Consider the following 23,170-nt stretch of genomic DNA (forward strand, 5'->3'; position numbering starts at 1 on the left):
CCGGGACACCCCGCCCGTGGACGTTATTTTGTCCTGGCAGGTCTCCTGGCTTACGGGTCGTCGCCTTTGTCCGTCTTCCCGGAGTTTACCCCAGTGACGTGTTGGACAAAGGCTCGCCGCTTACAGTTGCGGGGGCAGCTCCGGTCTTGCCGATCGTCGGCGCACCGGATTCCCTCTTAGCTCCGGGATCGAACAAACAAGCCCGGAGAACCATGACACCCGCATTTCTCACCACGGGCGCCAAGATGTCAATAGACATAAAGAAATCTTTATATCTTTATTTCACTGAGTTCAGAGCGCGACCGCACCCGGCCCCGGCACCGCACCGGCCGGCACCTTGCCCAGAATGATCATGCCAAGCACCTCGTCCTTGGTGACATCCTGCGTGCGGGCATGGCCCACCACCTTGCCGTTCTTCATCACGAAGACCCTGTCGGCCAGATCGAAGACATCGTGAATATCGTGGCTGATGAGGAAGATGCCGATGCCCTGCCGTTTCAGCTCCTTGACGAGATCGCCCACCTGCGCCGTTTCCTGCGGCCCGAGTGCGGCCGTCGGCTCGTCCATGATGAGGATGCGGGCATCGAACAGAATGGCGCGGGCAATGGCGACGGACTGTCGCTGGCCGCCGGACAACGCCTTCACCGGCTCCTTGAACCGCCGGAAATTGGGGTTGAGACGCCCCATCACCTCGCGGGCCGAGGCTTCCATGGCGACATCGTCAAGCGTGCCCCATTTCGTCTTCAGCTCGCGACCGAGGTAAAGATTGGCGGCCGCATCGACATTGTCGGCCACGGCCAGCGTCTGGTAGATGGTCTCGATACCGTATTTCTTGGCGTCGCGGGGATTGCGGATATCGGCATCCTCACCATTGATGAGAATATCGCCGCCATCGCGCCGATAGGCGCCGGAGAGGATTTTGATAAGCGTCGATTTGCCCGCGCCGTTGTGGCCGAGAAGGGCGACCACCTCACCGGGGAAAAGATCGACAGAGGCGTTTTCCACCGCATGGATACCGCCGAAGGAAATGGAAATATTGCGCATTTCCACGAGGGGCGTGACTTGGTCCGTCATAGGAGTTCTCCTCGGTTCTTACTTGGCGCGGGCGCGGTAGATGGTGTCGAGCCAGACGGCGACGACCAGAACCACACCAACGACGATGCGCTGGAAAGGCGTATCGATGCCCACCAGCACCATGCCGGATTGCAGCGATTGCATGACGAGCGCGCCGAGCATCGCGCCCGCTATGGTTCCGACACCGCCGGCAAGCGAAGTGCCGCCGATGACGGCCGCCGCAATGGTATAGAGCTCGTCGAGCTCGCCCTGCGCATTGGTGGCGGCATTGAGGCGGGCGGTCGAGATGGCCGCGGCGATGGCGCACAGAATGCCCATCAGCGTGAAGATCTTCACGGTGACCCAGCGGGTCTTGATGCCGGCGAGTTCGGCCGCTTCCGGATTGCCGCCGATGGCGAAGACATAACGCCCGAAACGCAGCCTTGTGGCGATGAAGGTCATGACCGCACCGACCGCAAGCGCCATCAACACCGGAATGGCGATGCCGTGCGAAATGAACAGACCGCCTTCAGGCCAGACGATGCCATTGGCATCGGCATAGTTGCGGGCGATGTTGACCGGCCATGGATAGCTGTTGACCACCGCCACGAAACCGACAACGACAAGGCAGCCGAGCGCGGCCAGAAAATATTCCGCCCAGACGGGCCGCAACGGAAAGCCGAAACGGCGGCGCTGATGGCGGGAATTCAGGATGGCCGCAATGATGGCGACGCAGGCGACGACGGCGGCGATCCAGCTCCATGTCGCGCCGATCGAGCCGCTGGTGCCGCCGCCCATCAGGCGGAAGGTGGAATCCATCGGCGCCACGGTGCGGCCGCTGGTGATGAACCATGTGCCGCCGCGCCAGACCAGCAGACCGCCAAGCGTGACGATAAAAGAGGGCACGTTCAGGAAGGCGATGATGGAGCCCTGCAACATGCCGATGGCGCCGCCGACGAGAATGCCGACCATAAGCGTGACGATCCATGTCGCCCAATGTTCGAAGCCGAGGATTTGCGGCAGGATTTCCGCCTGCATGACACCCATGATCATGCCGGAAAAACCGAGGATCGACCCGACCGAAAGGTCGATGTTGCGGGTGACGATGACGAGCACCATGCCGGTCGCCATGACGGCCACGGACGCGGTCTGCACGGAAAGGTTCCAGAGGTTTCGCGGCGTCAGGAACAGCCCGCCGGACAGGATATGAAATCCGATCCAGATCAGAAGAAGCGCGCCGACCATGCCGAGCAGCCTGGTATCCAGCTCGGTGGCGTTGATGAAGCGCGTTATCGAGCCTGTTTTTTCCGTCTTTTGCGACGTTGTGGAATTGGATTGGGTCATATCGGCCATGAACTGCCGGTGCTCCTTACATCTTAGAGCGCTTTCGCTTTTCCCTGAATCGCGAAAACGCTCCAACGCTTTGTTCTGGCGCATTTCCGAACGGAAAACCGGGGCCTACTTTTCCTGGAAATGCTCTAAAAGGCGCCGCGCCATGAACCATGGCGCAGCGCCCGAACCGCGACCTAGTCGATCAATCGCAGGCTTTGACGGTTCCCGCCTTCACACCCTGGCAGGCCGTTTCCTTCTTGATCCAGCCGGCATCGATGACGACGTTCAGATTGTCCTTGGTGATGGCGATCGGCTTCAGGAAGACCGACTGCATCGTGACCTTCTTCGGGCCGCCATCAAAGGCCGTGACGCCCTTGATCTCCGTCATCTTCTTGCCCCCGGCCAGTTCCAGCGCGATACCGGCCGCTTCCTTGCCGAGTTCACGGCTGTCCTTCCAGACCGACACCGTCTGCGTGCCGAGCGCGACGCGGTTCAGCGCGGCGAAATCGGCATCCTGACCGGAAACGGGAACCGAACCGGCCATGCCCTGCGCGGCGAGAGCGGCGATTGCACCGCCGGCCGTGCCGTCATTCGAGGCGACGACCGCATCGACCTTGTTGTTATTCTTGGTCAGGAACTGTTCCATGTTCTTCTGGGCATTTTCCGGCTTCCAGCCATCGGTATAGGCTTCGCCGACATTCTTGATCTTGCCGCCGTCAATGGCCGCCTTCAGCACTTCCTGCTGACCGGCGAACAGGAAGTCCGCGTTCGGGTCGGAAGAAGAGCCCTTGATGAAGACGTAATTGCCTTCTGGCTTCACCTTGAAGACTTCGGCAGCCTGCAGACGGCCGACTTCCTTGTTATCGAAGGTGATGTAGAAGGCGTTCTGGTTTTCGATCAGACGGTCGTAACCCACGACCGGAATGCCCTCGGCAACGGCCTTTTCAACGGCCGGGCCAATCGCGTCGCTGTCCTGCGCCAGGATGATCAGCGCATTGGCGCCCTGCGAGATCAGCGATTCCACATCGGTCAGCTGCTTTGCGGCGGATGATTGCGCATCAGCGGAGATGTATTTCGCGCCAGCCTTGTCGAGCGCCGCCTTGATGGCCGCCTCATCCGTTTTCCAGCGTTCTTCCTGGAAATTCGACCAGGAAACGCCGACGACGAGATCAGCGGCCATGGCGGCAGTGTGCAGGGAAACGAGTACGGCTGTACCCGCCAAAAGCTTGGCAAAAGAATTCATGATGTCCTCCCGGTAAGGGCGAAGCCCCACACCTCCATGCAGGAAAAACGCCCGGAAAAAGCTGCCGGTCTCTGTGGTTTCACAATTTTCTCGACAGTCGAGAAAATTAATGTCAGAGATTCCCCATGCTGTCAACAACGGCTGCGGGCAGCATCCGGGTGCCTTGATCTTCGCTCTGGCATGCGCCATCAGAGTGGATCAGCACGACAGGAAAAAGGCCGTTCAGGGAGCATGCCCCAGCCCATGTCCGCCATTGCAAGTACGGAACTGGTGCGCCAGAAAAACAGCCTGTCGGTGATGGCGGCGCTGCGCCTGCACGGCAGCCTTTCCCATACCGACATGTCGTCCTTCACCGGGCTTGCCTCCGCAACAGTCTCCGCTATCACCACCGAGCTTGAGCGGGCCGGGCTCATTCTGCGGAAAGAGCAACTCGCCACCGCCGGCCGTGGCCGGCCGCGCATTCTCTTCGGCCCGCGCGGCGCTTTCTGCCACGTCGCCATCGTCATCATCTCTTCCGACAGCGTGCAATATTCGCTGGTCGATTATGCCGGCAAGCTGGTGGACCGCTTCACCGAACAGAGGATTGCGGCTGAAAAAGGCACATTCGGCGGCGCGATCCTCGCCGGTCTCGCAAGACTTGCCGATCGCTCCCGCATCGACCGGCACGATATTCTCCAGGTCTCGATCAGCAGCAAGGGGCTGGTGGATGCGGCCACGGCAACGCTTGTCTGGTCGCCGGTTCTCGGTGACGAAAGGATCGACTTCCAGCGGCTGGTTTCCGGGGACGGCCGCATTCGCGTGACGCTGAACAACGAGACGCTGTTGGCCGCAAAAGCCATCTGGATGCGGGAGCAGGCACGGGAAAACCCGGCGCCAGAGGCCCTCGTCACCCTGTCGCTCGGCCACAGCATCGGCCTTGGCATCGCCCGCTCGACGGGCGGCGCAATCGAGGTCAGCGCTCCCAATTTCGGCCATATGCTGCATCTGGCCGACGGCGCACTGTGCCGTTGCGGCACCAAAGGCTGCATCGAGGCCTATTCCGGGTTTTACGCCATCCTGCGCTCTGCTTTCGAAGCTCCGCCGCAGGCGGAACCGGCGAAATTCGTGCCGATCGCCGAGGTGGACAAGATCGCCGCCTCGGCCCGCACCGGCGCCCGCATGGCGCGGTTCGCCTTCCGCACCGCCGGACTTGCGCTCGGCAACGGCCTTTCACGCCTCTTCAGCCTGCATGGCCATATGCCGGTCTTCATCACCGGCCCCGGCACCCGCTATTTCGATCTTCTGGAAAGCGGCCTGCGCGACGGTCTGGCGCAATCGCAGGCGGTGCGTTTCGGCGGCATGCCGAAAATCGCCATAGCGCCCAACGAGCCGGAGCTGGTATTCGAAGGGCATATGGAGCACGCGCTTTCAGCCGCAGACGACTATATTCTGAGCGCCGATGGCCCGGAGAGGCCGGCGAAGAGTTCCGGGAGCTGACGGGGCAACCGGCGGATTTTCAGGCCCGCTCCGCCACGGCTTCGGCCTTTTGTCCGCCGCCCATCAGCACAGCCACGAACTCGTCGAGACCGGCAGCCTCGTCCTTGTTCAGGCGCAGGCCCTGTTTCGTGCGCCGCCAAAGAATGTCCTCGGCCGCACAGGCCCATTCGTGCTCAACCAGCCAGCGCACCTCGCATTCATAAAGCGTGCCGCCGAAATACCGGCCGAGGCCGGAGACATCGGTGGCGCTGCCCAACAGTTCCGCCGCCTTGGTGCCGTAGTTTCTGACAAGTCGCTCGGCATGGCGTCCGTCAAGAAAGGGATAAAGGGAGACGAGCGAGCGCACCTGCGTCTCATATCTCTCAGCGCCGAAATCGCCGCCCGGCAGGTGGGAGCCCGCCGTCCACGGCTTGCCCTTTTCACCAATCGCCGCACCGATCTTTTCCAGCGCATGTTCGGCGAGCCGCCGATAGGTGGTGAGCTTGCCGCCGAAAATATTGAGGAGTGGAGCCTCACCCTCTGTCTCTTCAACCTTCAGCACATAATCGCGCGTCGCCTCCTGCGCTTTCGATGCACCGTCATCGAAGAGGGGCCGCACGCCGGAATAGGTCCAGACGATATCTTCCGGCCGGACCGGTTCGCTGAAATAGTCGCTGGCCGCGTTGCAGAGATAGGAAATCTCCTCCTCGGAGATGCGAACGCTGGCCGGATCGCCCTTGTAATCGCGGTCCGTGGTGCCGATCAGCGTAAAATCGCGCTCATAGGGAATGGCGAAGATGATGCGGTTATCCGGGTTCTGGAAGAAATAGGCGCGCGGATCGGAAAACTTCTTGCGCACGATGATATGGCTGCCCTGCACGAGCCGGACATTGTGCACGTCGTTGCGACCGAAGACGCCGGAAAGCACCTTGTCCACCCAGGGACCGGCGGCATTCACCAGCATGCGTGCCTTGTGCGTGGCCGCCCGTCCGGTTTTTTCGTCCAGCGTCTCGATGAGCCACAAGCCGCCTTCGCGCCGTGCGGAAACGACCCGCGTGCGGTTCATGATCGTCGCGCCGCGATTGGCCGCATCGCGCGCGTTGAGGACCACGAAACGGGCATCATCCACCCAGCCGTCGGAATATTCGAAAGCCCTGGCGAAAGCCGGCTTCAGCGGCTTGCCCGCCGGGTCCTTGCGAAGATCGAGCGTGCGGGTCGCCGGCAGAAGCTTGCGGCCGCCGAGATTGTCATAAAGAAACAGGCCGAGCCGGACCATCCAGGCCGGGCGCACACCGCCTTTCTGGATGGGCAGGACGAAACGCATGGGCCAGATGACATGCGGCGCCATCGCCCAGAGGATTTCACGCTCCATCAGCGCTTCGCGCACCAGACGAAACTCGTAATGCTCGAGATAACGCAGGCCACCATGGATGAGCTTGGTGGCGGCGGAAGAGGTGCCGGAAGCGAAATCGCCCTTTTCCGCAAGCGCAACGGAATAACCCCTGCCCACGGCATCGCGGGCAATGCCGCAGCCATTGATGCCGCCACCGATGACAAAAAGATCGAAAATGTTCTCGCCGGACATAGAGCCTCCACGACAGCGTCGGGGATCGCGTCCCCATCGTTGAAAGACAATTGCCATAAAAACGAAAACAAAACGAATGTCAAAAGAAAACAAACGAAACACGTTCCGGCAAAGGCGAACGGCCGCTGCGCGCCGTTCACCGTATGGCCAGCCTCTTACGGGGTCTGTGTTTCAGCCGTGTGTCTCAGAAACCTGCTCAAGCTCATAGAGCACGCCGCCCATATCCTTCGGATGCAGGAAAAGAACGGGATTGCCATGCGCGCCGATCTTCGGCTCGCCATCACCCAGAATTCGAACGCCTTTTTTGACGAGATCGTCGCGCGCCGCGACAATGTCAGGCACTTCGAAGCAGAGATGGTGCGTGCCGCCGCCCGGATTTCTCTCGAGAAAAGCGGTAATCGGCGAATTTTCGCCGAGCGGGTGAAGAAGCTCGATCTTGGTATTTTCAGTCTGAATGAAAACCACCGTCACGCCGTGTTCGGGTAGCGATTGCGGTTCCGAGACATCTGCGCCCAGCGCCCTGTAACGGGCTACGGCGGCATTAAGATCGGGTACCGCAATGGCGACGTGATTCAATCTTCCGAACATGGCCGTCTTTCCCTCATGCGTTGCGCCTGACGCCTTCGAGCAGGTCGAGCACCTTGTTTGCAGCATCCATGACATTGGTGCCGGGGCCGAAAATCGCCGAGACACCGTGGTCGAGCAGGAACTGATAATCCTGCCGCGGAATGACGCCGCCGACGACGACGATGATATCGTCCGCGCCCTTCTGTTTCAGCGCCTCGACCAGCTGTGGCGCAAGTGTCTTGTGGCCGGCGGCGAGCGACGACATGCCGACCACATGCACCCTGTTCTGGACGGCGAGATCAGCCGCTTCAACGGGTGTCTGGAACAGGGGGCCGGCCAGCACATCGAAACCGATATCGCCGAAGGCGGAGGCGATGACCTTCGCGCCGCGATCATGCCCGTCTTGCCCGAGTTTGGCGACCATGATGCGCGGCTTGGTGCCGATCCTCTTAGCCACACCGGAAAGCCGGGCGGCGAGCGTGGCAAGTTCCGGCTCGTCCTTATAGGCCTCGCCGTAAATATCGCTCACCACCTCCGGCACGGCGGCATGGTCGCCGAAGGCCGCACGCAGCGCATCGGAAATCTCTCCCACCGTGGCGCGGGCGCGGGCGGCAACAACCGCGGCTTCGAGAATATTGCCCTTGCCGCTGCGGGCGATCTCGGAAAGCGCTGCCAAAGCGGCGGTCACGTCCTTGCCATCGCGGCGGCGGCGCGTTTCTTCGATGCGGCGGATTTGCGCGGCCCGCACGGCGGCGTTATCGATATCGAGAACATCGATATCCTCTTCATTTTCGAGACGGTAACGGTTGACGCCAACGATAACCTCCTCACCCTTGTCCACTGCTGCCTGCCGGCGTGTGGCGGCCTCTTCGATCAGCCGTTTCGGCAGGCCTTCCGCCACCGCCTTGGTCATGCCGCCAAGCGCCTCGACCTCCTCGATCAGCGCCCAGGCCTTCTCTGCCAGTTCGTCCGTCAGGCTTTCGACATAATAGGAGCCGGCCAGCGGATCGACCACCTTGGTAACACCGGTTTCGTGCTGAAGGATAAGCTGGGTATTGCGGGCGATGCGGGCGGAAAATTCCGTCGGCAGGGCAATCGCCTCATCGAAGGAATTGGTATGCAGCGACTGCGTGCCGCCGAGCACGGCGGACATGGCTTCAAAGGCGGTGCGGACGATGTTGTTATAGGGGTCCTGCTCCTGCAGCGAGACACCCGACGTCTGGCAATGGGTGCGCAGCATCAGCGACGAGGCCTTCTGCGGCTTGAACTCCTCCATGATGCGCGACCAGAGCAGGCGCGCGGCGCGCAGCTTGGCAGCCTCCATGAAGAAATTCATGCCGATGGCGAAAAAGAACGACAGGCGCCCGGCGAAATCATCGACATTCAGCCCCTTGGCCAGCGCCGCCCGCACATATTCGCGGCCATCCGCCAGCGTGAAGGCCAGTTCCTGCACGAGCGTCGCACCCGCTTCCTGCATGTGATAGCCGGATATGGAGATGGAGTTGAATTTCGGCATCTCCTTCGCCGTATATTCGATGATGTCGGCAATGATCCGCATCGAGGGTTCCGGCGGATAGATATAGGTATTGCGGACCATGAACTCCTTGAGGATATCGTTCTGAATGGTGCCGGAAAGGGCGGCGCGAGGCACCCCCTGCTCTTCCCCCGCAACGATGAAACTGGCGAGCACCGGAATGACCGCGCCATTCATGGTCATCGACACCGAGACTTTTTCGAGCGGGATGCCATCGAACAGGATTTTCATGTCCTCGACGCTGTCGATCGCCACGCCCGCCTTACCGACATCGCCCTCCACACGCGGATGATCGCTGTCATAACCACGATGGGTGGCGAGATCGAAGGCCACGGAAACGCCCTGCTGACCGGCGGCGAGCGCCTTGCGGTAAAAGGCGTTCGAGGCTTCGGCCGTGGAAAAACCGGCATATTGGCGGATGGTCCAAGGCCGCCCGGCATACATGGTGGCACGCGGGCCGCGCGTGAATGGCGCAAAGCCCGGCAGGCTGTCCAGATGGGAAATCTTCTGCAGATCGTCAGCCGTATAGAGCGGCTTGACCTCGATGCCTTCGGGCGTGTGCCAGACGAGTGTGTCCGGTGAACGCTTCAGCTCTTTTTCGGCAAGCTGCAGCCAATCCCGCACCGTTTTTTCACCCGACATGCATCTCTCCCCTTCTGCATTTCATTTTAGCACTGTGGCGGGTGATCGTGACGAAAATCGAACGATCCGCCCGCAGGCCCGCTCCCTTAAACCGCCCCGGCCCGCATGCGTTCCGGAAAAACGGCAGCGGCCATCACTCGAATTCGAGGATGACTTCATCCACCGCGAGGCTATCGCCCGGTTTTGCCGCCACTCTGGCAACGCGGCCGCGTTTTTCCGCGCGCAGAATGTTTTCCATCTTCATGGCCTCCACCGTCGCCAGCGCCTGCCCGGCCTCCACCTCGTCGCCCTCACCCACGGAAATACCGGTGATGACGCCCGGCATGGGGCAAAGCAGCAGCTTCGATGTATCCGGCGGCAATTTTTCCGGCATCAGCAGCGCCAGTTCCGCCACACGCGGGCTGCGCACATGGGCACGCATATCCATGCCGCGCCAGCGCAGGCGGATCGCAGCACCTGCAAGATCGACCTTGGCGGCGATAACCTCACCCGCTACCGTGAACAGGCCAAGGCTCTGGCCGGAAAGCCAGCCGGTATCGACGGTGAGCGCTGCCCCGTCTTCAAAACGGACCGCCGTACCATCCGTGCCGGTTTCAACGGCGACCCTGTGGCGGGATGCGCCAAACGACACGACCCAGTCCTGACCGACGATGCGGCGGTGATTGCCGATGGTGCCGGAAATTTCCACCGCGCGGCTCTGCAGCCGCTGATGGATGATGGCGGCGATGGCGGAAAGCTGGCGCGCCGTGGCCTCATCCGGCTCCACGCCGGAAAATCCTTCCGGAAATTCTTCCGCGATAAAACCCGTCGTCAGGCGGCCGGCACGGAAACGCTCATGCTGCATGACGGCCGACAGGAAGGGCAGATTATGGCCGATGCCCTCAACCTCGAAACGATCAAGCGCCTGCCCCATGGCGTCGATGGCGGTTTCACGATCCTTGCCCAGAGCGCACAGCTTGGCGATCATCGGATCGTAATACATCGAAATCTCGCCGCCTTCGAAAACGCCCGTATCGTTGCGGATGACCGTTCCATTCTCCTGCGCACCTTCCTGCGGCGGGCGATATCGCGTCAGCCTGCCGATGGAGGGCAGGAAGTTGCGATAAGGGTCTTCGGCATAAAGCCGGCTTTCGATGGCCCAGCCGTTCAGCTTCACATCCGCCTGCCCGAAGGAGAGCTTTTCACCTGACGCCACACGGATCATCTGTTCGACCAGATCGATACCGGTGATGAGTTCCGTTACCGGATGCTCCACCTGCAGGCGGGTGTTCATTTCCAGAAAGTAGAAATTCCTCTCGCCATCGACGATGAATTCCACCGTGCCGGCCGAATGGTAACCGACCGCTCTCGCCAGCGCCACGGCCTGCTCGCCCATGGCTTTGCGGGTCGCTTCATCCAGAAAGGGCGACGGCGCTTCCTCGATCACCTTCTGGTTACGCCGCTGGATCGAGCATTCGCGTTCACCCAGATAAAGCGTGTTGCCGTGCTTGTCGCCCAGCACCTGAATTTCAATATGGCGCGGCTGGGTGACGAATTTTTCGATGAAGATGCGGTCATCGCCAAAGGAGGATTTCGCCTCGTTTTTCGAGGACTGGAAACCCTCGCGCGCCTCGGCATCGTTGAAAGCGATGCGCATGCCCTTGCCGCCGCCGCCGGCCGACGCCTTGATCATGACGGGATAACCGATCTGCGACGCGATCCTCACCGCCTCATCCGCATCCTCGATTAGCCCCATATGGCCGGGGACGGTGGAAACGCCCGCTTCCGCGGCCAGTTTCTTGGAGGTGATCTTGTCGCCCATGGCCTTGATGGCGCCAACAGGCGGGCCGATGAAGACGACGCCCGCCTTTTCCAGCGCCTCAGCAAAAGCAGCATTTTCCGACAGGAAGCCGTAACCGGGATGGACAGCATCCGCCCCGGTCTTTTCGATGGCGTCGAGGATTTTGTCGATGACGATATAGGACTGCGATGAGGGGGCCGGGCCGATATGAACGGCCTCATCCGCTTGTCTTACATGCAGCGCATTGGCATCCGCATCCGAATAGACCGCGACCGTGGCGATGCCCATCTTCTTCGCCGTCTTGATGACCCGGCAGGCGATCTCGCCGCGATTGGCGATGAGGATTTTCTTGATCATGCGGTTATTCTCCCCTCGCATCGTCATCGTCGTCGCGGAATTTCTTTTCATAGGGCATCATCAGGATCGCCGAGGCGGTGGCGGCCGCGCCGAACAGAGATGCGATGGGCATGACGACCAGCAGCACGGGCACGACCGGATTGGCGGCGCGGCCGATGCGCGCGCCCAAACCGCCAATGTCGAGAAAGATCAGCGCTGCACCGACGCAGACGCCGATCAGCACGCCGACCGCCGCATTGAGCGCCATGAACCTCAACATCTGCCGGTGATCGAGGCGGGCGGCTTCCGGCGTCATTCTGGGTTTGAGGTTGCGGTTACCGGGCTTACGGGCACCGCCACCACGCCGCTGCCTTAGCCAGCGATGCAGCCAATCCATATCGATCTGAAATATGCCGACACCCATTTCGCCTCCCTCCTCCATTACCAAACGTCAGCCCGTCACCCGTCGCTCTCCGCTGAGGAATCCTCGAACGGGGTCAGATAGGCAAATGGCACGGCGTCCGTCAGCCAAACGCCGTTGTCGGCTTGGTAGAAATTGCAACCGTCCGCAAACATCCGACCGGCATCGACAATCAGGACCACGGGCTTTCCGTGCCGTTGTCCGACGGCAATCGCAGTCTTCCGGTCAGCGGAAAGATGAACCTGGTGCCTTTCCCCCGGACGCAAGCCTTCCCGCAGAATGGAATCGAGAAAGCAGGTCGCCGTACCGTGAAACAATTGCGGCGGCGGCTCGACTGGCGGCTGGCCAAGATCGACCTTAACGGAGTGCCCCTGCGCCGCCCGGATGCGGCGACCGTCTTCCGACAGCGTGAAGCGCTTCTTGTCGCTTTCTGCGACAACCGAAAAGAGGCCTGCCTCATCGAGCGGCGTGCCGCTCGCATTCGCTTTTGCCAACAGATCTGCGACATCCGCCCAACCCTGAGCATCCAGGGTCAGGCCGATACTTTCAGGCGCATGGCGCAGAACGTAACTCAGAAATTTGCTGGTCGCTGTCGACATCGAATTTCATTCCCCGTTGGCGGATGACAGCACACTCAAATCTCGAAGAAATTCTCGAAGGATTCCGGGAAGTTCTGCCGCGCGACGCGCTCATCGATCACCAGCATCGCCTGATAGGAAAGCGGATCGAAATTCTTTTCCGCCGGCACGACCTCACGGCCGAAGAGGAGGTTGAGGCGGGCGGCGTCGAGATTGCCGCGCTCGAAGGGCTCGGCGCCGAAATGGTGCCAGAGCGAGTGCAGGAAGGCGGCATCGATGCGATGCTCCTTGGTGTCGTTGCGCGCCCGGCGGGGTATCATCTTGATCGGCGTTACCCCTTTGGGGTTGGCGCGGCGGATGGTGAACTGGACACCCGTGCTCGGCATGCCGGAGGGAAATCCCTTGTGTTTGGTCATTTCGGGCAGGTTCGCCATCTTTTGTCCTTCCAGAACATTTCCAGTAAAAGCTGCCTTGCTTTTACGTCCGGAAATGCGCCAATTCAAATAGTTAGAGCGCTTTTGGCGCTCTAATCTTTCATTATGCCCTGCCGATCTTGTCCTGCGTCTTCGTCTCGAAGTCGGAGGCATCGTGGCGTTCATGCAATTGTTCGGACGGATCGCCCGAGGTCTTGTTGACGATCACGCCACGCTTGACCGCCGGGCGTTCGCCGATTTCGAGCGTCCAGCGCATGACGTGTCTGTAACCGTCGGCTTCAAGGAACGCACCGGCATCGCCATAGGCCTGACCGAGCGCGATCTTGCCGTACCACGGCCAGACGGCCATGTCGGCGATCGTATATTCCGAACCGGCGAGATAACGGTTCTCGGCCAGATGCCGGTCCAGCACGTCGAGCTGGCGTTTGACTTCCATGGCGTAGCGGTCGATGGCGTATTTGATCTTCACCGGCGCATAGGCATAAAAATGGCCGAAACCACCACCGAGGAAGGGGGCGGAGCCCATCTGCCAGAACAGCCAGTTCAGCGCCTGCGTGCGGGCATTGCCCTCTTTCGGCAGGAAGGCGCCGAATTTTTCCGCGAGGTAAACGAGGATCGAGCCGCTTTCGAAAACGCGCGTCGGCTCAGGCGTCGAGTGATCCATCAGCGCCGGGATCTTGGAATTCGGATTGACGCCGACAAAACCGGAACCGAACTGGTCACCTTCGCCGATCTTGATCAGCCACGCATCATAGTCTGCGCCCTTGTGGCCGGCGGCCAGCAATTCTTCCAGCATGATGGTGACCTTCTGGCCATTCGGCGTCGCCAGCGAATATAGCTGCAGCGGATGCTTGCCGACCGGCAGTTCCTTTTCATGGGTGGGACCGGCAATCGGGCGGTTGATATTGGCGAACTGGCCGCCATTGCCCTTGTCCCAGGTCCAGACCTTGGGCACTTCATATCCGGCGGGGAAATTATCTGCGGAGGAATTCTCGGCCATGAAAATGTGTCCTTGTGCGTTTCGGGAGGACATCCGGACATCCGGGCGCCTGAACAAACATATAGTAAGGTGGCCGAAGCATTTTTCCAGTCTCAGAGCGGAATAGTGTCGTGTTTCTTCCAGCGGGTTTCCACGCTCTTGTTACGCAGCGACGCGAAGGCGCGGGCGATGCGGCGGCGTGAGGAATGCGGCATGATGACCTCATCGATAAAACCGCGTTCCGCCGCCACAAAGGGATTGGCGAAACGCTCTTCATATTCCTTCGTGCGCGCGGCGATCTTTTCCGGATCGGAAAGCTCGGAACGATAGAGGATTTCCGCAGCACCCTTCGCGCCCATCACGGCGATTTCCGCCGTCGGCCAGGCGTAATTCACATCCGCGCCGATATGTTTCGAGGCCATCACGTCATAAGCGCCGCCATAGGCCTTGCGGGTGATCAGCGTCACCATGGGCACCGTCGCTTCCGAATAGGCGAAGAGAAGTTTGGCGCCGTGCTTGATGACGCCGCCATATTCCTGTGCCGTTCCGGGCAGGAAACCCGGCACATCCACCAGCGTCAGCAGCGGAATATTGAAGGCATCGCAGAAGCGCACGAAGCGGGCGGCCTTGCGCGAACTGTCGATATCGAGGCAGCCGGCCAGCACCATCGGCTGGTTGGCGACGACGCCCACCGTCTGGCCTTCGAGACGGATGAAGCCGGTGATGATGTTGCGGGCAAAGGCCTCCTGCAACTCGAAGAAATCGCCCTCGTCGGCCAGCGCGTGGATCAGTTCCTTCATGTCATAGGGCTTGTTGGAACTATCAGGGATCAGCGTATCGAGCCGTGCTTCCAGCCGGGCCGGATCGTCGTGGAACGGGCGCACCGGAGGCTTTTCGCGGTTGTTCAGCGGCAGGAAATCGAACAGCAGCCGCACATGTTCCAGCGTTTCGATGTCGTTTTCATAAGCGCCGTCGGCGACGGAGGATTTTTTCGTATGGGTGGAGGCTCCGCCCAGTTCTTCCGCCGTAACGATCTCGTTGGTCACGGTTTTGACCACATCCGGCCCGGTCACGAACATGTAGGAGGTATCGCGCACCATGAAGATGAAATCGGTCATGGCCGGCGAATAGACGGCACCGCCCGCGCAAGGTCCCATGATGACCGATATCTGCGGCACGACGCCGGAGGCGACGACATTGCGCTTGAACACATCGGCATAACCGCCGAGCGAGGCCACGCCTTCCTGAATGCGCGCGCCGCCGGAATCGTTGAGGCCGATCACCGGCGCGCCGTTGCGCACCGCCATATCCATGATCTTGCAGATTTTCTGGGCATGGGTTTCCGAAAGCGAACCGCCAAGCACGGTGAAATCCTGCGAAAATACATAGACCTGCCGGCCATTGATGGTGCCCCAGCCGGTGACGACACCGTCACCCGCCACCTTCTGTTCCGCCATGCCGAAATCCACCGCCCGGTGGGTGACGTACATGTCATACTCTTCGAAAGAACCTTCATCCAGGAGCACGTCGATACGCTCGCGCGCCGTCAGCTTGCCCTTGCCATGCTGCGCCTCGATGCGCTTGACGCCGCCGCCGAGCCGCGCCTCAGCGCGCCGCGTTTCCAATTGCTCCAGAATGCCGGGCATGTTTCCTCCATGCGTTGTGCCACGATCAATAGCCCAGAAAACATTCGCCAAGAAGCCTTGATCGTGCGCGTATGCGTGCCATAAATATTTGCAATGTTTAATTTTGCAAAGTTGCAACATGGCGACGGAAAAACTCTTCATCGGCCGCAAGGTTCGCGGCCTTCGCGAAAACGCCCGCGCCACGCAGGCACAATTTGCCGAACGGCTGGGCATTTCCGCGAGCTACCTGAACCAGATCGAAAACAATCAACGCCCGGTTTCGGCCAGCGTTCTGGTGACGCTGGTGGAAAAATTCCAGCTCGACATGGCGGAACTGGCGACCGGTGAAAGCGACCGGCTGGTTTCCGCCGTGCGCGAAGCGCTGAAAGACCCGCTGTTCCTGAATTACGAGCCGGGGCTTCAGGAGTTGAAGCTGATTGCCCAGAACGCGCCGGGTTTTGCCCATGCGCTGCTGCGCGCCCATCAGGCCTATCGCCAGAACAGCGAGCAACTGGTGCAGCTGGATGACCGGCTGGGCCGCGGCACCGCGCAGGTGGAAAGAACCCCCTATGAGGAGGTGCGCGATTTCTTCCACTTCGTCGACAATTACGTTGCCGAGATCGATCTTCTGGCCGAGGAGCTGGCGGAAGAACTGGAGATAGAAGGCGGCGAGACCTATGGCATTCTGGCGGCGCATCTGAAGAGCCGTTACGGCATCCATATCACCCGAACCGAGGCGGCGGGCGGTCTGATCCGGCACTTCGATCCTGCCGGCAAGACGCTCGCCCTCAGCTCCTACATGGCCGCGCCGACCCGCTGTTTTCAGCTTGCATTGCAGATCGCCCAGCTTCACGCCGGTGCGACGGTGGACAGGGTGCTGGCCGGCGCCGGTTTCCGCAATGCGGAAGCCGCGGAAATCTGTCGTATCGGGCTGCACAATTATTTCGCCGCAGCCCTCATCCTGCCCTATGGCCGCTTTCACCGGGCGGCACAGGAACTGCGCCACGACCTCGAGCTTCTCGCCGTGCGTTTCGGCGCGAGCCTCGAACAGGTGGCCCACCGGCTGAGCACCTTGCAACGGCCGGGCATGAAAGGCGTGCCGATCTTTTTCGCCAAGATCGACCGCGCGGGCAACATCACCAAACGCCACAGCGCCACGCGGCTGCAATTTGCCCGTTTCGGGGCGGCCTGTCCGCTGTGGAATATCCATCAGGCCTTCGAAAGCTCCGACAGGATCGTGCGGCAACTGGCCGAAACGCCTGACGGCGTGCGCTATCTTTCCATCGCCACGCAGATCGAAAAGGCCGGCGCCGGTTTCAACACGGAAAGACCGCGTTATGCCATCGCGCTCGGCTGCGAAATTTCCCATGCGCAGAATTTCGTCTATGCCGATACGCTCGATCTCGGCAATGCGGCCTCCTTCAAACCGATCGGCATTTCCTGTCGGGTCTGCGAGAGGGTGGATTGCGTGCAGCGCGCCGTGCCGCCGCTGAAACGCAAGCTGCATTTCGATCATCTTTCGCGCGGAGCCCTGCCCTACAGTATCGCCGATTTTTAACCCCGCTCAGGGCAGCGGCACCATGGCGCGCCGCATGATGTTAGCGTAGTAGCCCCAGAAAAGCCGCGCGGCCACGGAGCGCCATGGCGACCAGATTGTTGCCCGCTCCGCCAGCCACTTCGCTTCCGGCCTCACATCCAGGGCAAGCGCATGCGCCACCGCCGATCTCAGCGCCACATCGCCGACGGGAAAAATATCCGGGTGCCCGCCGCAGAACATCAGATAGACCTCCGCCGTCCACGGGCCGATACCGCGAAGCGCCACCAGCTCGGAAAGGGCCGCACGCCCCTCCTTGCGCACCACGCCGTCAAGATCGATCTGCCCTTCCGTAACGGCGCGCGCCAGCCCTTCCAGCGTCGTCGCCTTGGCCCGCGAAAGACCGAAGGTGGCGCGCAATTCCTCCGATGCGCCGAGATAATTTTCCGCCGTGACCGCGCCGCCGGTGCCGGCAAGGATACGCGCCCATATGGCATTGGCGCTGGCGCGCGACACCATCTGCGAGACGACGATATGGGCAAGGCCGGAAAAGCCGGGCTCATGAATGCGCAGTTCCAGCGGACCGGCTTTTTCGATGACGAGGCCGAGAGCCGGATCGAGGTGGGCGAGGTGCTCCAGCCCTTCGCTGATGTCGTCCATCCCGGTGATGATTTTCATGTCCATCATTCCATATGCCGCCAGCCGCTGGCGGGGTGCTTTAAAACATGGCAGAAGAAACCATGCCTTCGCCTATCCGTCAAAAACCGGTTTACCGTTTTGCACCAAGTCCCAATGGCCTGCTGCATCTCGGCCACGCGCTTTCCGCCTTCCTGAACCATGATATGGCGCGAGACAATGACGGCCGCTTTCTGCTGCGCATCGAGGATATCGACCAGACGCGCTGCACCCCGGAGCTGGAACAGGCAATCTATGACGATCTTGGCTGGCTGGGTCTCGACTGGGAGAAACCGGTGCGGCGGCAATCGGAGCATTTCGATGAGTACCGTGTGGCGCTGGACAGGCTGATCGACACGGGCCTCGCCTATCCGGCTTTTCTGAGCCGTGGAGAAACCAAGGCAATCGTTCGTACTTTCGAGGCGGAGGGAGGGTTGTGGCCCCGCGATCCCGATGGCGCGCCGCTTTACCCGGCCATAGACCGGGAGAGGCCAAAGGCGGAGCGGGATGCGCTGCTCGCCTTCGGCCGGCCGCACGCCTGGCGGCTCGACATGGAAAAGGCGATCCACGCCGCCGGTATCCCCCTGTTCTGGCAGGAAAGCGGCGACGGCGAGACGGGACAAATCGAGGCCCTGCCAGCGCTTTGGGGCGATGTGGTGCTGTCGCGTTCCGACGCGCCGTCGAGTTATCATCTTTCCGTTGTGGTGGATGATGCGCTGCAGGGCATAACCCATGTGGTGCGCGGCATGGATCTCTATCACGCCACCGCCATTCACCGGCTGTTGCAACACCTGCTGGACCTGCCGCAACCGGGCTATCACCATCACCGGCTGATCTTGGGCGCGGACGGACGCAAGCTCTCGAAAAGCGAAGGCAGCACCGGCATTTCCGCGCTTCGTTCGGAAGGTGCTGCGCCCTCAGATATCCGCCGGCTTGTCGGGCTCCTCTAGAACCTGCTCGCGACGCGCGCTGTTGCCGCCGATATTGCGGCGGATGATCTGGCGGACCTTGTATTTCATCAGGGCGGCATTCACCTCCGCTCCGAGCATGAAGATGACGCCGACCATGTAAAGAAACACCAGTACCACCATCACCGAGGCGAGACCGGCATAGGTCGCGGCATAATTGGCGAAGGTAGAGAGATAATAAGCGAAGATGGCCGCACCGATGACCCAGAAGATCATCGTCAGCAGAATACCGGGCCAGACATCCCAGATGCGGCGCTTGCCGGCGGGAAGCCACAGATGCGCCGCCACCAGCCCCGCCGTCAGAACCACGATGGTGCCGTAAAGGCCGAGGCTGGAGACGGTGTTCAGAACATCCGTCAGCCAGGGGAATTTCTCCTCCGCAAAGGACATGGCGACCGGCACCGCGACAAGCACGATACTGATGCCGGTGAAGACCACAACGGCGATCAGCACATAAAGCAGGCTGAGCAGGCGTGTGACATACCACCAGCGCGTCTCGGTGACTCGATAGGCGCGGTTCAGCGAAATGCGCAGCGCTTCCACACCATTGGACGCAAAATAGGCGGCCGCCAGTACCGAAATCGTCAGCAGCCCGCCGCGCGGAATGGTCAGCACCTGCTGCACCTGCGCCGCCAGCGGCCCGGCAATCGCCTCCGGCCAGGTGTCGAAAATCAGATGCACCGCCGTTTCGGAAAACTGATCCGCCCCCAGAAAACCGGCGAGAGCCGTGCCGAAGATCAGGAACGGAAACAGGGCCAGCAGAATGGACAGCGCCATATGGCTCGCCATCGCCCAGCCGTCATCCTCGGCGAAATGGGAATAGGCATCGAAGGCAACCTTGCCTGCCAGGCGCACTGCGGCAACCATGTCACCTCCATTCATCGGCATTTCATTTGTAACTTCGAGCCGAATATGGGAAATCAGCTTCGCTTTGTACAGCGCGCAAGCTGGCCTTTCGGTTCCCGCAGGGCATAGATTTCGCGCGATCGGATTTTAACGGGCCGGGCAATCGGGCCAGAGCAACAGTCGGTTTCCCGGAGCGGCAAATGTCTGAAAAACCCGTCATCATCATCACCGGATGTTCCTCGGGCATCGGCGCCCATTGCGCCGGCGCGCTCCACCGGGACGGCTGGCGGGTTTTCGCCACCGTGCGGCGCATCGCCGACATGGCGGCGCTTGAAAACTTGGGCATCGAGACCCTGATCATGGATTACACCAAGCCGGAAACCATCGCCGCGCTGGTGGACACCGTCGCGGCCCGGACCGGCGGCCGCATCGATGCGCTTTTCAACAACGGCGCCTATGGCCAACCGGGCGCGGTGGAGGATTTGCCGGTCGAGGCGCTGCGGGCACAGTTCGAAACCAATGTCTTCGGCTGGCACGATCTGACGCGGCGGGTCATTCCCTTCATGCGCGCCCGGGGTGCGGGGCGCATCGTGCATTGCTCCTCCATTCTCGGCCTTGTGCCTTATCGCTATCGCGGCGCTTACACCGCCTCGAAATTCGCCCTCGAGGGGCTGGGCGTCACGCTGCGCATGGAGCTTCAGGGCAGCGGCATCCATGTCAGCCTGATCGAACCGGGGCCGATCACCTCCAAATTCACCGCAACGGCGCTTGCCCATATCAACGAGCACATCGATCTCGAAAATTCCGCCCATGCGGCGGAATATAAACGCCAGTTGGCGCGCATGGATGGTTCCGGCCCCGTCAACCGCCACAAGCTCGGCCCGGACGCCGTTTATGCCGTGCTGAAACATGCCCTGACCGCCAAAAGGCCGAAACCGCATTATCCCGTTACCGTGCCGGCCAAACAGGGGCTTGTGCTGAAACGGCTCTTGCCTGCCGGACTTTTCTATCGTCTGCTGCGCAGATTCGATTGAGGAGGAGTAATACCGCATGTCCGGCTTCACCACCGTTCTGGCCCTTATCGTCATGGGCCTCGTCGTCATCGTGCTGATACGCGGCCTCTTCAACATGCTGAAGGGACAGGACGCCAACCGCTCCAACAAGCTGATGCAGCTTCGCCTGCTTTTGCAGGCTGTGGCGATTGTGCTGATCATGTTCACCCTCTGGCTCACCGGCGGTGGCCGCTGACATGGTGAAGCTGAACAAGATCTACACCCGTACCGGCGACAAGGGCACCACGGCGCTGGTTTCCGGCCCGCGCCGCCTGAAGCACGATCTTCGCGTCGAGGCCTATGGCACGGTGGACGAGACCAATTCGGCCATCGGCGTCGCGCGGCTTCATACGGGCGGGATGGAAAAGCTGGATGCCATGCTCTTCCGCATTCAGAACGATCTTTTCGATCTCGGCGCCGATCTCGCCACGCCGGACAGCGGCGAACCGCTTTCCTATGAGCCGCTGCGCATCGTCGAAAGCCAGGTCACGCGGCTGGAAAACGAAATCGACGATCTCAATGCCGCCCTTGAACCGCTCACCTCTTTCGTGCTGCCGGGCGGCAGTGCGGCGGCGGCCAGCCTGCATATGGCGCGCACCGTCTGCCGGCGCGCGGAAAGACTGATGGTGGAACTTTCCGTCACTGAGAATGAGATCGTCAGCCCGGCGGCGCTGAAATATGCCAATCGCCTGTCCGACTTCCTGTTCGTCGCCGCCCGCTTCGCCAATGATGCCGGCAAGGCCGATATATTGTGGGTTCCCGGCAAGAACCGCTAAAGCGTTTCAATGACGCAACCAAAGGGCGTTCGATGTTCATACCGCTGCACGATGCGAATTCCCTCAAACATATCCGGCTGCAATATGTCACCATCGGCCTGATCGTGGTCAATGTGCTGGTCTGGCTGTTTACCGGGGTGCTGGCCAGCGACACGCAGGCCAATGCGGCAGCGCTCGGCCTCGGTTTCATTCCGGCAGTGGTGTTCGACTACGCCTATCTGGAACCCGCCCTGCAGGTCGTGCCCGATGACCTGACCGTTGTCACCTATGCTTTCCTGCATCTCGATTTCTGGCATCTGGCCGGCAACATGCTGTTTCTCTGGGTCTTCGGCGACAATGTCGAGGATGCGCTCGGCCATTTCCGTTTCCTGATCTTCTACATCGCCTGCGCCATCGCCGGCGCGCTGTTTCACGGTTTCGTCGCCCCCACCTCGGAGGGGCCGCTGATCGGCGCTTCGGGTGCGGTTTCCGGCGTCGTCGCGGCCTATTTCCTGCTGCATCCCAGGGTGCGCGTCTGGGTGCTGGTTCTCATGCGCATTCCGCTTCCTTTGCCCGCCTTCATTCCTCTGGCGCTGTGGATCGGCCAGCAGTTCCTGATGCTGGCGCTCGGGCTCGAGGAAAACGTTTCCTGGGGCGCGCATGTGGGCGGCATCATGGCGGGCGCAATCATGGTGATCTTCATGCGCAGGCGGGGCGTTCCCCTGTTTGACCGCACCATTGTTCCGCCGAGGGCGGCACAGTTCAAGAATCCGTCGCAAACGGCGGGGTTGTCGCAAATCGAACGGGGCTATGACGGGAGCAGATGAGCTCTTGCGAAAGAGATAGAGTATTTACGTGAACGTCAACGTAAGATATGCCTTACGTGCATGTGATAATGAAGATTGCTCCGTTGTAATTGCGGGAAAAATGCTTATCCATGTCGCCAACCTGTTTTTGGAGGTCCGCGCGGTCAACTGGCCAAAGCGGACAGGAGTTTGAGGAAAGCCGCCGATGAAGATCCTTGTCCCCGTCAAACGAGTCGTCGATTACAACGTTAAGATCCGCGTAAAATCGGATGGTTCGGGCGTTGAGCTTGCGAATGTGAAGATGTCGATGAACCCGTTCGACGAAATCTCGGTGGAAGAGGCGCTGCGCCTGAAGGAAGCCGGCAAGGCCGAAGAGGTTGTAGTGGTCTCCATCGGTCCGGCCAAGGCGGAAGAGACGCTGCGTACCGCGCTCGCCATGGGCGCCGACCGCGCCATCCTGATCGAGACCGACGAGACGGTCGAGCCGCTCGCCGTCGCCAAGCTTCTGAAGGGTGTGGCGGAGGCTGAGCAGCCCGGCCTCGTCATCGTCGGCAAGCAGGCGATCGATGACGATTCGAACCAGACCGGCCAGATGCTGGCAGCATTGCTCGGCTGGGGCCAGGGCACCTTCGCCTCCAAGGTCGTACCGTCCGATGGCAAGGTCGCGGTCACCCGTGAAGTCGATGGCGGTCTGCAGACGGTTGAACTGAAGCTTCCCGCCGTCGTCACCACCGATCTTCGTCTCAATGAGCCGCGTTATGCTTCGCTGCCGAACATCATGAAGGCGAAGAAGAAGCCGCTCGACAAGAAGGCGCCGGCCGATTTCGGCGTCGATGTTTCGCCGCGCCTGAAGGTGCTGAAGACCGAAGAGCCGGCAGGCCGCAAGGCCGGCATCAAGGTCGGCTCGGTTGCCGAGCTGGTCGAAAAACTCAAAGCCGACGGCGTCCTCTAAGGTTTCGGAAAAGGGAGA

General features: G+C 61.0%; 22 protein-coding genes and 1 riboswitch. Of the genes, 8 read left to right on the forward strand and 14 right to left on the reverse strand.

What is annotated here, in order from left to right; all coding sequences use genetic code 11:
* Positions 1 to 18: 18 nt before the first annotated feature.
* Positions 19 to 230, reverse strand: a riboswitch (cobalamin riboswitch).
* A 61-nt stretch (positions 231 to 291) separates the two neighbouring features.
* From CFBP4996_RS17445 to xylF, 3 genes are all read right to left on the reverse strand, one after another.
* Complete coding sequence (locus tag CFBP4996_RS17445; protein ID WP_059753655.1) at positions 292 to 1,074, reverse strand: ATP-binding cassette domain-containing protein; 783 nt, start codon at positions 1,072 to 1,074, stop codon at positions 292 to 294.
* An 18-nt stretch (positions 1,075 to 1,092) separates the two neighbouring features.
* Complete coding sequence (locus CFBP4996_RS17450; protein WP_080854394.1) at positions 1,093 to 2,406, reverse strand: sugar ABC transporter permease; 1,314 nt, start codon at positions 2,404 to 2,406, stop codon at positions 1,093 to 1,095.
* Positions 2,407 to 2,587: 181 nt separating this feature from the next.
* Positions 2,588 to 3,628, reverse strand: coding sequence for a D-xylose ABC transporter substrate-binding protein (gene xylF, locus CFBP4996_RS17455; protein WP_020813430.1), 1,041 nt, complete (start codon positions 3,626 to 3,628; stop codon positions 2,588 to 2,590).
* A 243-nt stretch (positions 3,629 to 3,871) separates the two neighbouring features.
* Between xylF and CFBP4996_RS17460 the strand changes: the two genes are divergently transcribed.
* The gene (locus CFBP4996_RS17460; protein WP_162936080.1) at positions 3,872 to 5,104 is read left to right on the forward strand and encodes an ROK family transcriptional regulator; all 1,233 of its coding nucleotides are present in this window, start codon (positions 3,872 to 3,874) and stop codon (positions 5,102 to 5,104) included.
* A 19-nt stretch (positions 5,105 to 5,123) separates the two neighbouring features.
* Here CFBP4996_RS17460 and CFBP4996_RS17465 read toward each other — a convergent pair whose 3' ends face one another.
* From CFBP4996_RS17465 to CFBP4996_RS17505, 9 genes are all read right to left on the reverse strand, one after another.
* Positions 5,124 to 6,668: a glycerol-3-phosphate dehydrogenase gene (locus tag CFBP4996_RS17465; protein WP_080854392.1), complete on the reverse strand. Its 1,545-nt coding sequence runs from the start codon at positions 6,666 to 6,668 to the stop codon at positions 5,124 to 5,126.
* A gap of 171 nt (positions 6,669 to 6,839) precedes the next feature.
* Positions 6,840 to 7,256 carry a methylmalonyl-CoA epimerase gene (gene mce, locus CFBP4996_RS17470; protein ID WP_080854391.1) on the reverse strand — a complete coding sequence of 139 codons (417 nt, stop codon included), beginning with the start codon at positions 7,254 to 7,256 and terminating at the stop codon, positions 6,840 to 6,842.
* A 13-nt stretch (positions 7,257 to 7,269) separates the two neighbouring features.
* Positions 7,270 to 9,411, reverse strand: coding sequence for a methylmalonyl-CoA mutase (gene scpA, locus CFBP4996_RS17475; RefSeq protein WP_080854390.1), 2,142 nt, complete (start codon positions 9,409 to 9,411; stop codon positions 7,270 to 7,272).
* Between the two features lie 133 nt (positions 9,412 to 9,544).
* The gene (locus CFBP4996_RS17480; protein WP_080854389.1) at positions 9,545 to 11,548 is read right to left on the reverse strand and encodes an acetyl-CoA carboxylase biotin carboxylase subunit; all 2,004 of its coding nucleotides are present in this window, start codon (positions 11,546 to 11,548) and stop codon (positions 9,545 to 9,547) included.
* Positions 11,549 to 11,552: 4 nt separating this feature from the next.
* Entirely contained in the window at positions 11,553 to 11,951 is a 399-nt protein-coding gene (locus CFBP4996_RS17485) for a hypothetical protein (RefSeq protein ID WP_003520843.1), read from the reverse strand.
* 35 nt (positions 11,952 to 11,986) lie between these two features.
* Complete coding sequence (locus CFBP4996_RS17490) at positions 11,987 to 12,547, reverse strand: RNA 2'-phosphotransferase (RefSeq protein ID WP_080854388.1); 561 nt, start codon at positions 12,545 to 12,547, stop codon at positions 11,987 to 11,989.
* Between the two features lie 35 nt (positions 12,548 to 12,582).
* Positions 12,583 to 12,960 carry a hypothetical protein gene (locus CFBP4996_RS17495; RefSeq protein ID WP_003520841.1) on the reverse strand — a complete coding sequence of 126 codons (378 nt, stop codon included), beginning with the start codon at positions 12,958 to 12,960 and terminating at the stop codon, positions 12,583 to 12,585.
* Between the two features lie 103 nt (positions 12,961 to 13,063).
* Positions 13,064 to 13,960, reverse strand: a complete 897-nt coding sequence (gene yghU / locus CFBP4996_RS17500) for a glutathione-dependent disulfide-bond oxidoreductase (protein WP_080854387.1) — start codon at positions 13,958 to 13,960, stop codon at positions 13,064 to 13,066.
* A 92-nt stretch (positions 13,961 to 14,052) separates the two neighbouring features.
* Positions 14,053 to 15,585, reverse strand: coding sequence for an acyl-CoA carboxylase subunit beta (locus CFBP4996_RS17505; protein ID WP_020813422.1), 1,533 nt, complete (start codon positions 15,583 to 15,585; stop codon positions 14,053 to 14,055).
* 118 nt (positions 15,586 to 15,703) lie between these two features.
* Between CFBP4996_RS17505 and CFBP4996_RS17510 the strand changes: the two genes are divergently transcribed.
* The gene (locus CFBP4996_RS17510; protein WP_080854386.1) at positions 15,704 to 17,122 is read left to right on the forward strand and encodes a helix-turn-helix domain-containing protein; all 1,419 of its coding nucleotides are present in this window, start codon (positions 15,704 to 15,706) and stop codon (positions 17,120 to 17,122) included.
* A gap of 6 nt (positions 17,123 to 17,128) precedes the next feature.
* Here the strand turns inward: CFBP4996_RS17510 and CFBP4996_RS17515 are convergent, their stop codons facing one another.
* Positions 17,129 to 17,785 (reverse strand): DNA-3-methyladenine glycosylase family protein, encoded by a 657-nt coding sequence (locus CFBP4996_RS17515; RefSeq protein ID WP_170988581.1) that lies wholly within the window; start codon positions 17,783 to 17,785, stop codon positions 17,129 to 17,131.
* A gap of 38 nt (positions 17,786 to 17,823) precedes the next feature.
* Here CFBP4996_RS17515 and gluQRS point away from each other — a divergent pair, with 38 nt between their 5' ends.
* The gene (gene gluQRS, locus CFBP4996_RS17520; protein WP_080854385.1) at positions 17,824 to 18,723 is read left to right on the forward strand and encodes a tRNA glutamyl-Q(34) synthetase GluQRS; all 900 of its coding nucleotides are present in this window, start codon (positions 17,824 to 17,826) and stop codon (positions 18,721 to 18,723) included.
* On the opposite strand, the gene CFBP4996_RS17525 is transcribed toward gluQRS, so the two are convergent.
* The gene (locus tag CFBP4996_RS17525; RefSeq protein WP_080854874.1) at positions 18,691 to 19,608 is read right to left on the reverse strand and encodes a YihY/virulence factor BrkB family protein; all 918 of its coding nucleotides are present in this window, start codon (positions 19,606 to 19,608) and stop codon (positions 18,691 to 18,693) included. The genes gluQRS and CFBP4996_RS17525 overlap by 33 nt on opposite strands.
* A 179-nt stretch (positions 19,609 to 19,787) precedes the next feature.
* Here CFBP4996_RS17525 and CFBP4996_RS17530 point away from each other — a divergent pair, with 179 nt between their 5' ends.
* The 5 genes from CFBP4996_RS17530 to CFBP4996_RS17550 all read left to right on the forward strand — a co-directional run bounded on the left by CFBP4996_RS17530 (position 19,788) and on the right by CFBP4996_RS17550 (position 23,152).
* Positions 19,788 to 20,621, forward strand: coding sequence for an SDR family oxidoreductase (locus tag CFBP4996_RS17530; protein WP_080854384.1), 834 nt, complete (start codon positions 19,788 to 19,790; stop codon positions 20,619 to 20,621).
* Between the two features lie 16 nt (positions 20,622 to 20,637).
* Positions 20,638 to 20,835 carry a twin transmembrane helix small protein gene (locus tag CFBP4996_RS17535; RefSeq protein WP_003520830.1) on the forward strand — a complete coding sequence of 66 codons (198 nt, stop codon included), beginning with the start codon at positions 20,638 to 20,640 and terminating at the stop codon, positions 20,833 to 20,835.
* Between the two features lies 1 nt (position 20,836).
* Positions 20,837 to 21,415 carry a cob(I)yrinic acid a,c-diamide adenosyltransferase gene (locus CFBP4996_RS17540; RefSeq protein WP_020813416.1) on the forward strand — a complete coding sequence of 193 codons (579 nt, stop codon included), beginning with the start codon at positions 20,837 to 20,839 and terminating at the stop codon, positions 21,413 to 21,415.
* Between the two features lie 32 nt (positions 21,416 to 21,447).
* On the forward strand, positions 21,448 to 22,221 hold the full coding sequence (locus CFBP4996_RS17545; protein WP_059753723.1) for a rhomboid family intramembrane serine protease: 774 nt from the start codon (positions 21,448 to 21,450) through the stop codon (positions 22,219 to 22,221).
* A gap of 184 nt (positions 22,222 to 22,405) precedes the next feature.
* Positions 22,406 to 23,152, forward strand: coding sequence for an electron transfer flavoprotein subunit beta/FixA family protein (locus CFBP4996_RS17550; RefSeq protein WP_003520827.1), 747 nt, complete (start codon positions 22,406 to 22,408; stop codon positions 23,150 to 23,152).
* Positions 23,153 to 23,170 lie beyond the last annotated feature (18 nt).

Source organism: Agrobacterium leguminum, from assembly GCF_005144435.2.
Lineage (GTDB): Bacteria > Pseudomonadota > Alphaproteobacteria > Rhizobiales > Rhizobiaceae > Agrobacterium > Agrobacterium leguminum.

Excerpts from the sequence above, each read along its gene's own strand:
- CFBP4996_RS17445 (WP_059753655.1), bottom strand. The coding sequence starts at position 1,074 with ATGACGGACCAAGTCACGCCCCTCGTGGAAATGCGCAATATTTCCATT.
- CFBP4996_RS17450 (WP_080854394.1), bottom strand. The coding sequence starts at position 2,406 with ATGGCCGATATGACCCAATCCAATTCCACAACGTCGCAAAAGACGGAA.
- xylF (WP_020813430.1), bottom strand. The coding sequence starts at position 3,628 with ATGAATTCTTTTGCCAAGCTTTTGGCGGGTACAGCCGTACTCGTTTCC.
- CFBP4996_RS17460 (WP_162936080.1), top strand. The coding sequence starts at position 3,872 with ATGTCCGCCATTGCAAGTACGGAACTGGTGCGCCAGAAAAACAGCCTG.
- CFBP4996_RS17465 (WP_080854392.1), bottom strand. The coding sequence starts at position 6,668 with ATGTCCGGCGAGAACATTTTCGATCTTTTTGTCATCGGTGGCGGCATC.
- mce (WP_080854391.1), bottom strand. The coding sequence starts at position 7,256 with ATGTTCGGAAGATTGAATCACGTCGCCATTGCGGTACCCGATCTTAAT.
- scpA (WP_080854390.1), bottom strand. The coding sequence starts at position 9,411 with ATGTCGGGTGAAAAAACGGTGCGGGATTGGCTGCAGCTTGCCGAAAAA.
- CFBP4996_RS17480 (WP_080854389.1), bottom strand. The coding sequence starts at position 11,548 with ATGATCAAGAAAATCCTCATCGCCAATCGCGGCGAGATCGCCTGCCGG.
- CFBP4996_RS17485 (WP_003520843.1), bottom strand. The coding sequence starts at position 11,951 with ATGGGTGTCGGCATATTTCAGATCGATATGGATTGGCTGCATCGCTGG.
- CFBP4996_RS17490 (WP_080854388.1), bottom strand. The coding sequence starts at position 12,547 with ATGTCGACAGCGACCAGCAAATTTCTGAGTTACGTTCTGCGCCATGCG.
- CFBP4996_RS17495 (WP_003520841.1), bottom strand. The coding sequence starts at position 12,960 with ATGGCGAACCTGCCCGAAATGACCAAACACAAGGGATTTCCCTCCGGC.
- yghU (WP_080854387.1), bottom strand. The coding sequence starts at position 13,960 with ATGGCCGAGAATTCCTCCGCAGATAATTTCCCCGCCGGATATGAAGTG.
- CFBP4996_RS17505 (WP_020813422.1), bottom strand. The coding sequence starts at position 15,585 with ATGCCCGGCATTCTGGAGCAATTGGAAACGCGGCGCGCTGAGGCGCGG.
- CFBP4996_RS17510 (WP_080854386.1), top strand. The coding sequence starts at position 15,704 with ATGGCGACGGAAAAACTCTTCATCGGCCGCAAGGTTCGCGGCCTTCGC.
- CFBP4996_RS17515 (WP_170988581.1), bottom strand. The coding sequence starts at position 17,785 with ATGATGGACATGAAAATCATCACCGGGATGGACGACATCAGCGAAGGG.
- gluQRS (WP_080854385.1), top strand. The coding sequence starts at position 17,824 with ATGGCAGAAGAAACCATGCCTTCGCCTATCCGTCAAAAACCGGTTTAC.
- CFBP4996_RS17525 (WP_080854874.1), bottom strand. The coding sequence starts at position 19,608 with ATGGTTGCCGCAGTGCGCCTGGCAGGCAAGGTTGCCTTCGATGCCTAT.
- CFBP4996_RS17530 (WP_080854384.1), top strand. The coding sequence starts at position 19,788 with ATGTCTGAAAAACCCGTCATCATCATCACCGGATGTTCCTCGGGCATC.
- CFBP4996_RS17535 (WP_003520830.1), top strand. The coding sequence starts at position 20,638 with ATGTCCGGCTTCACCACCGTTCTGGCCCTTATCGTCATGGGCCTCGTC.
- CFBP4996_RS17540 (WP_020813416.1), top strand. The coding sequence starts at position 20,837 with ATGGTGAAGCTGAACAAGATCTACACCCGTACCGGCGACAAGGGCACC.
- CFBP4996_RS17545 (WP_059753723.1), top strand. The coding sequence starts at position 21,448 with ATGTTCATACCGCTGCACGATGCGAATTCCCTCAAACATATCCGGCTG.
- CFBP4996_RS17550 (WP_003520827.1), top strand. The coding sequence starts at position 22,406 with ATGAAGATCCTTGTCCCCGTCAAACGAGTCGTCGATTACAACGTTAAG.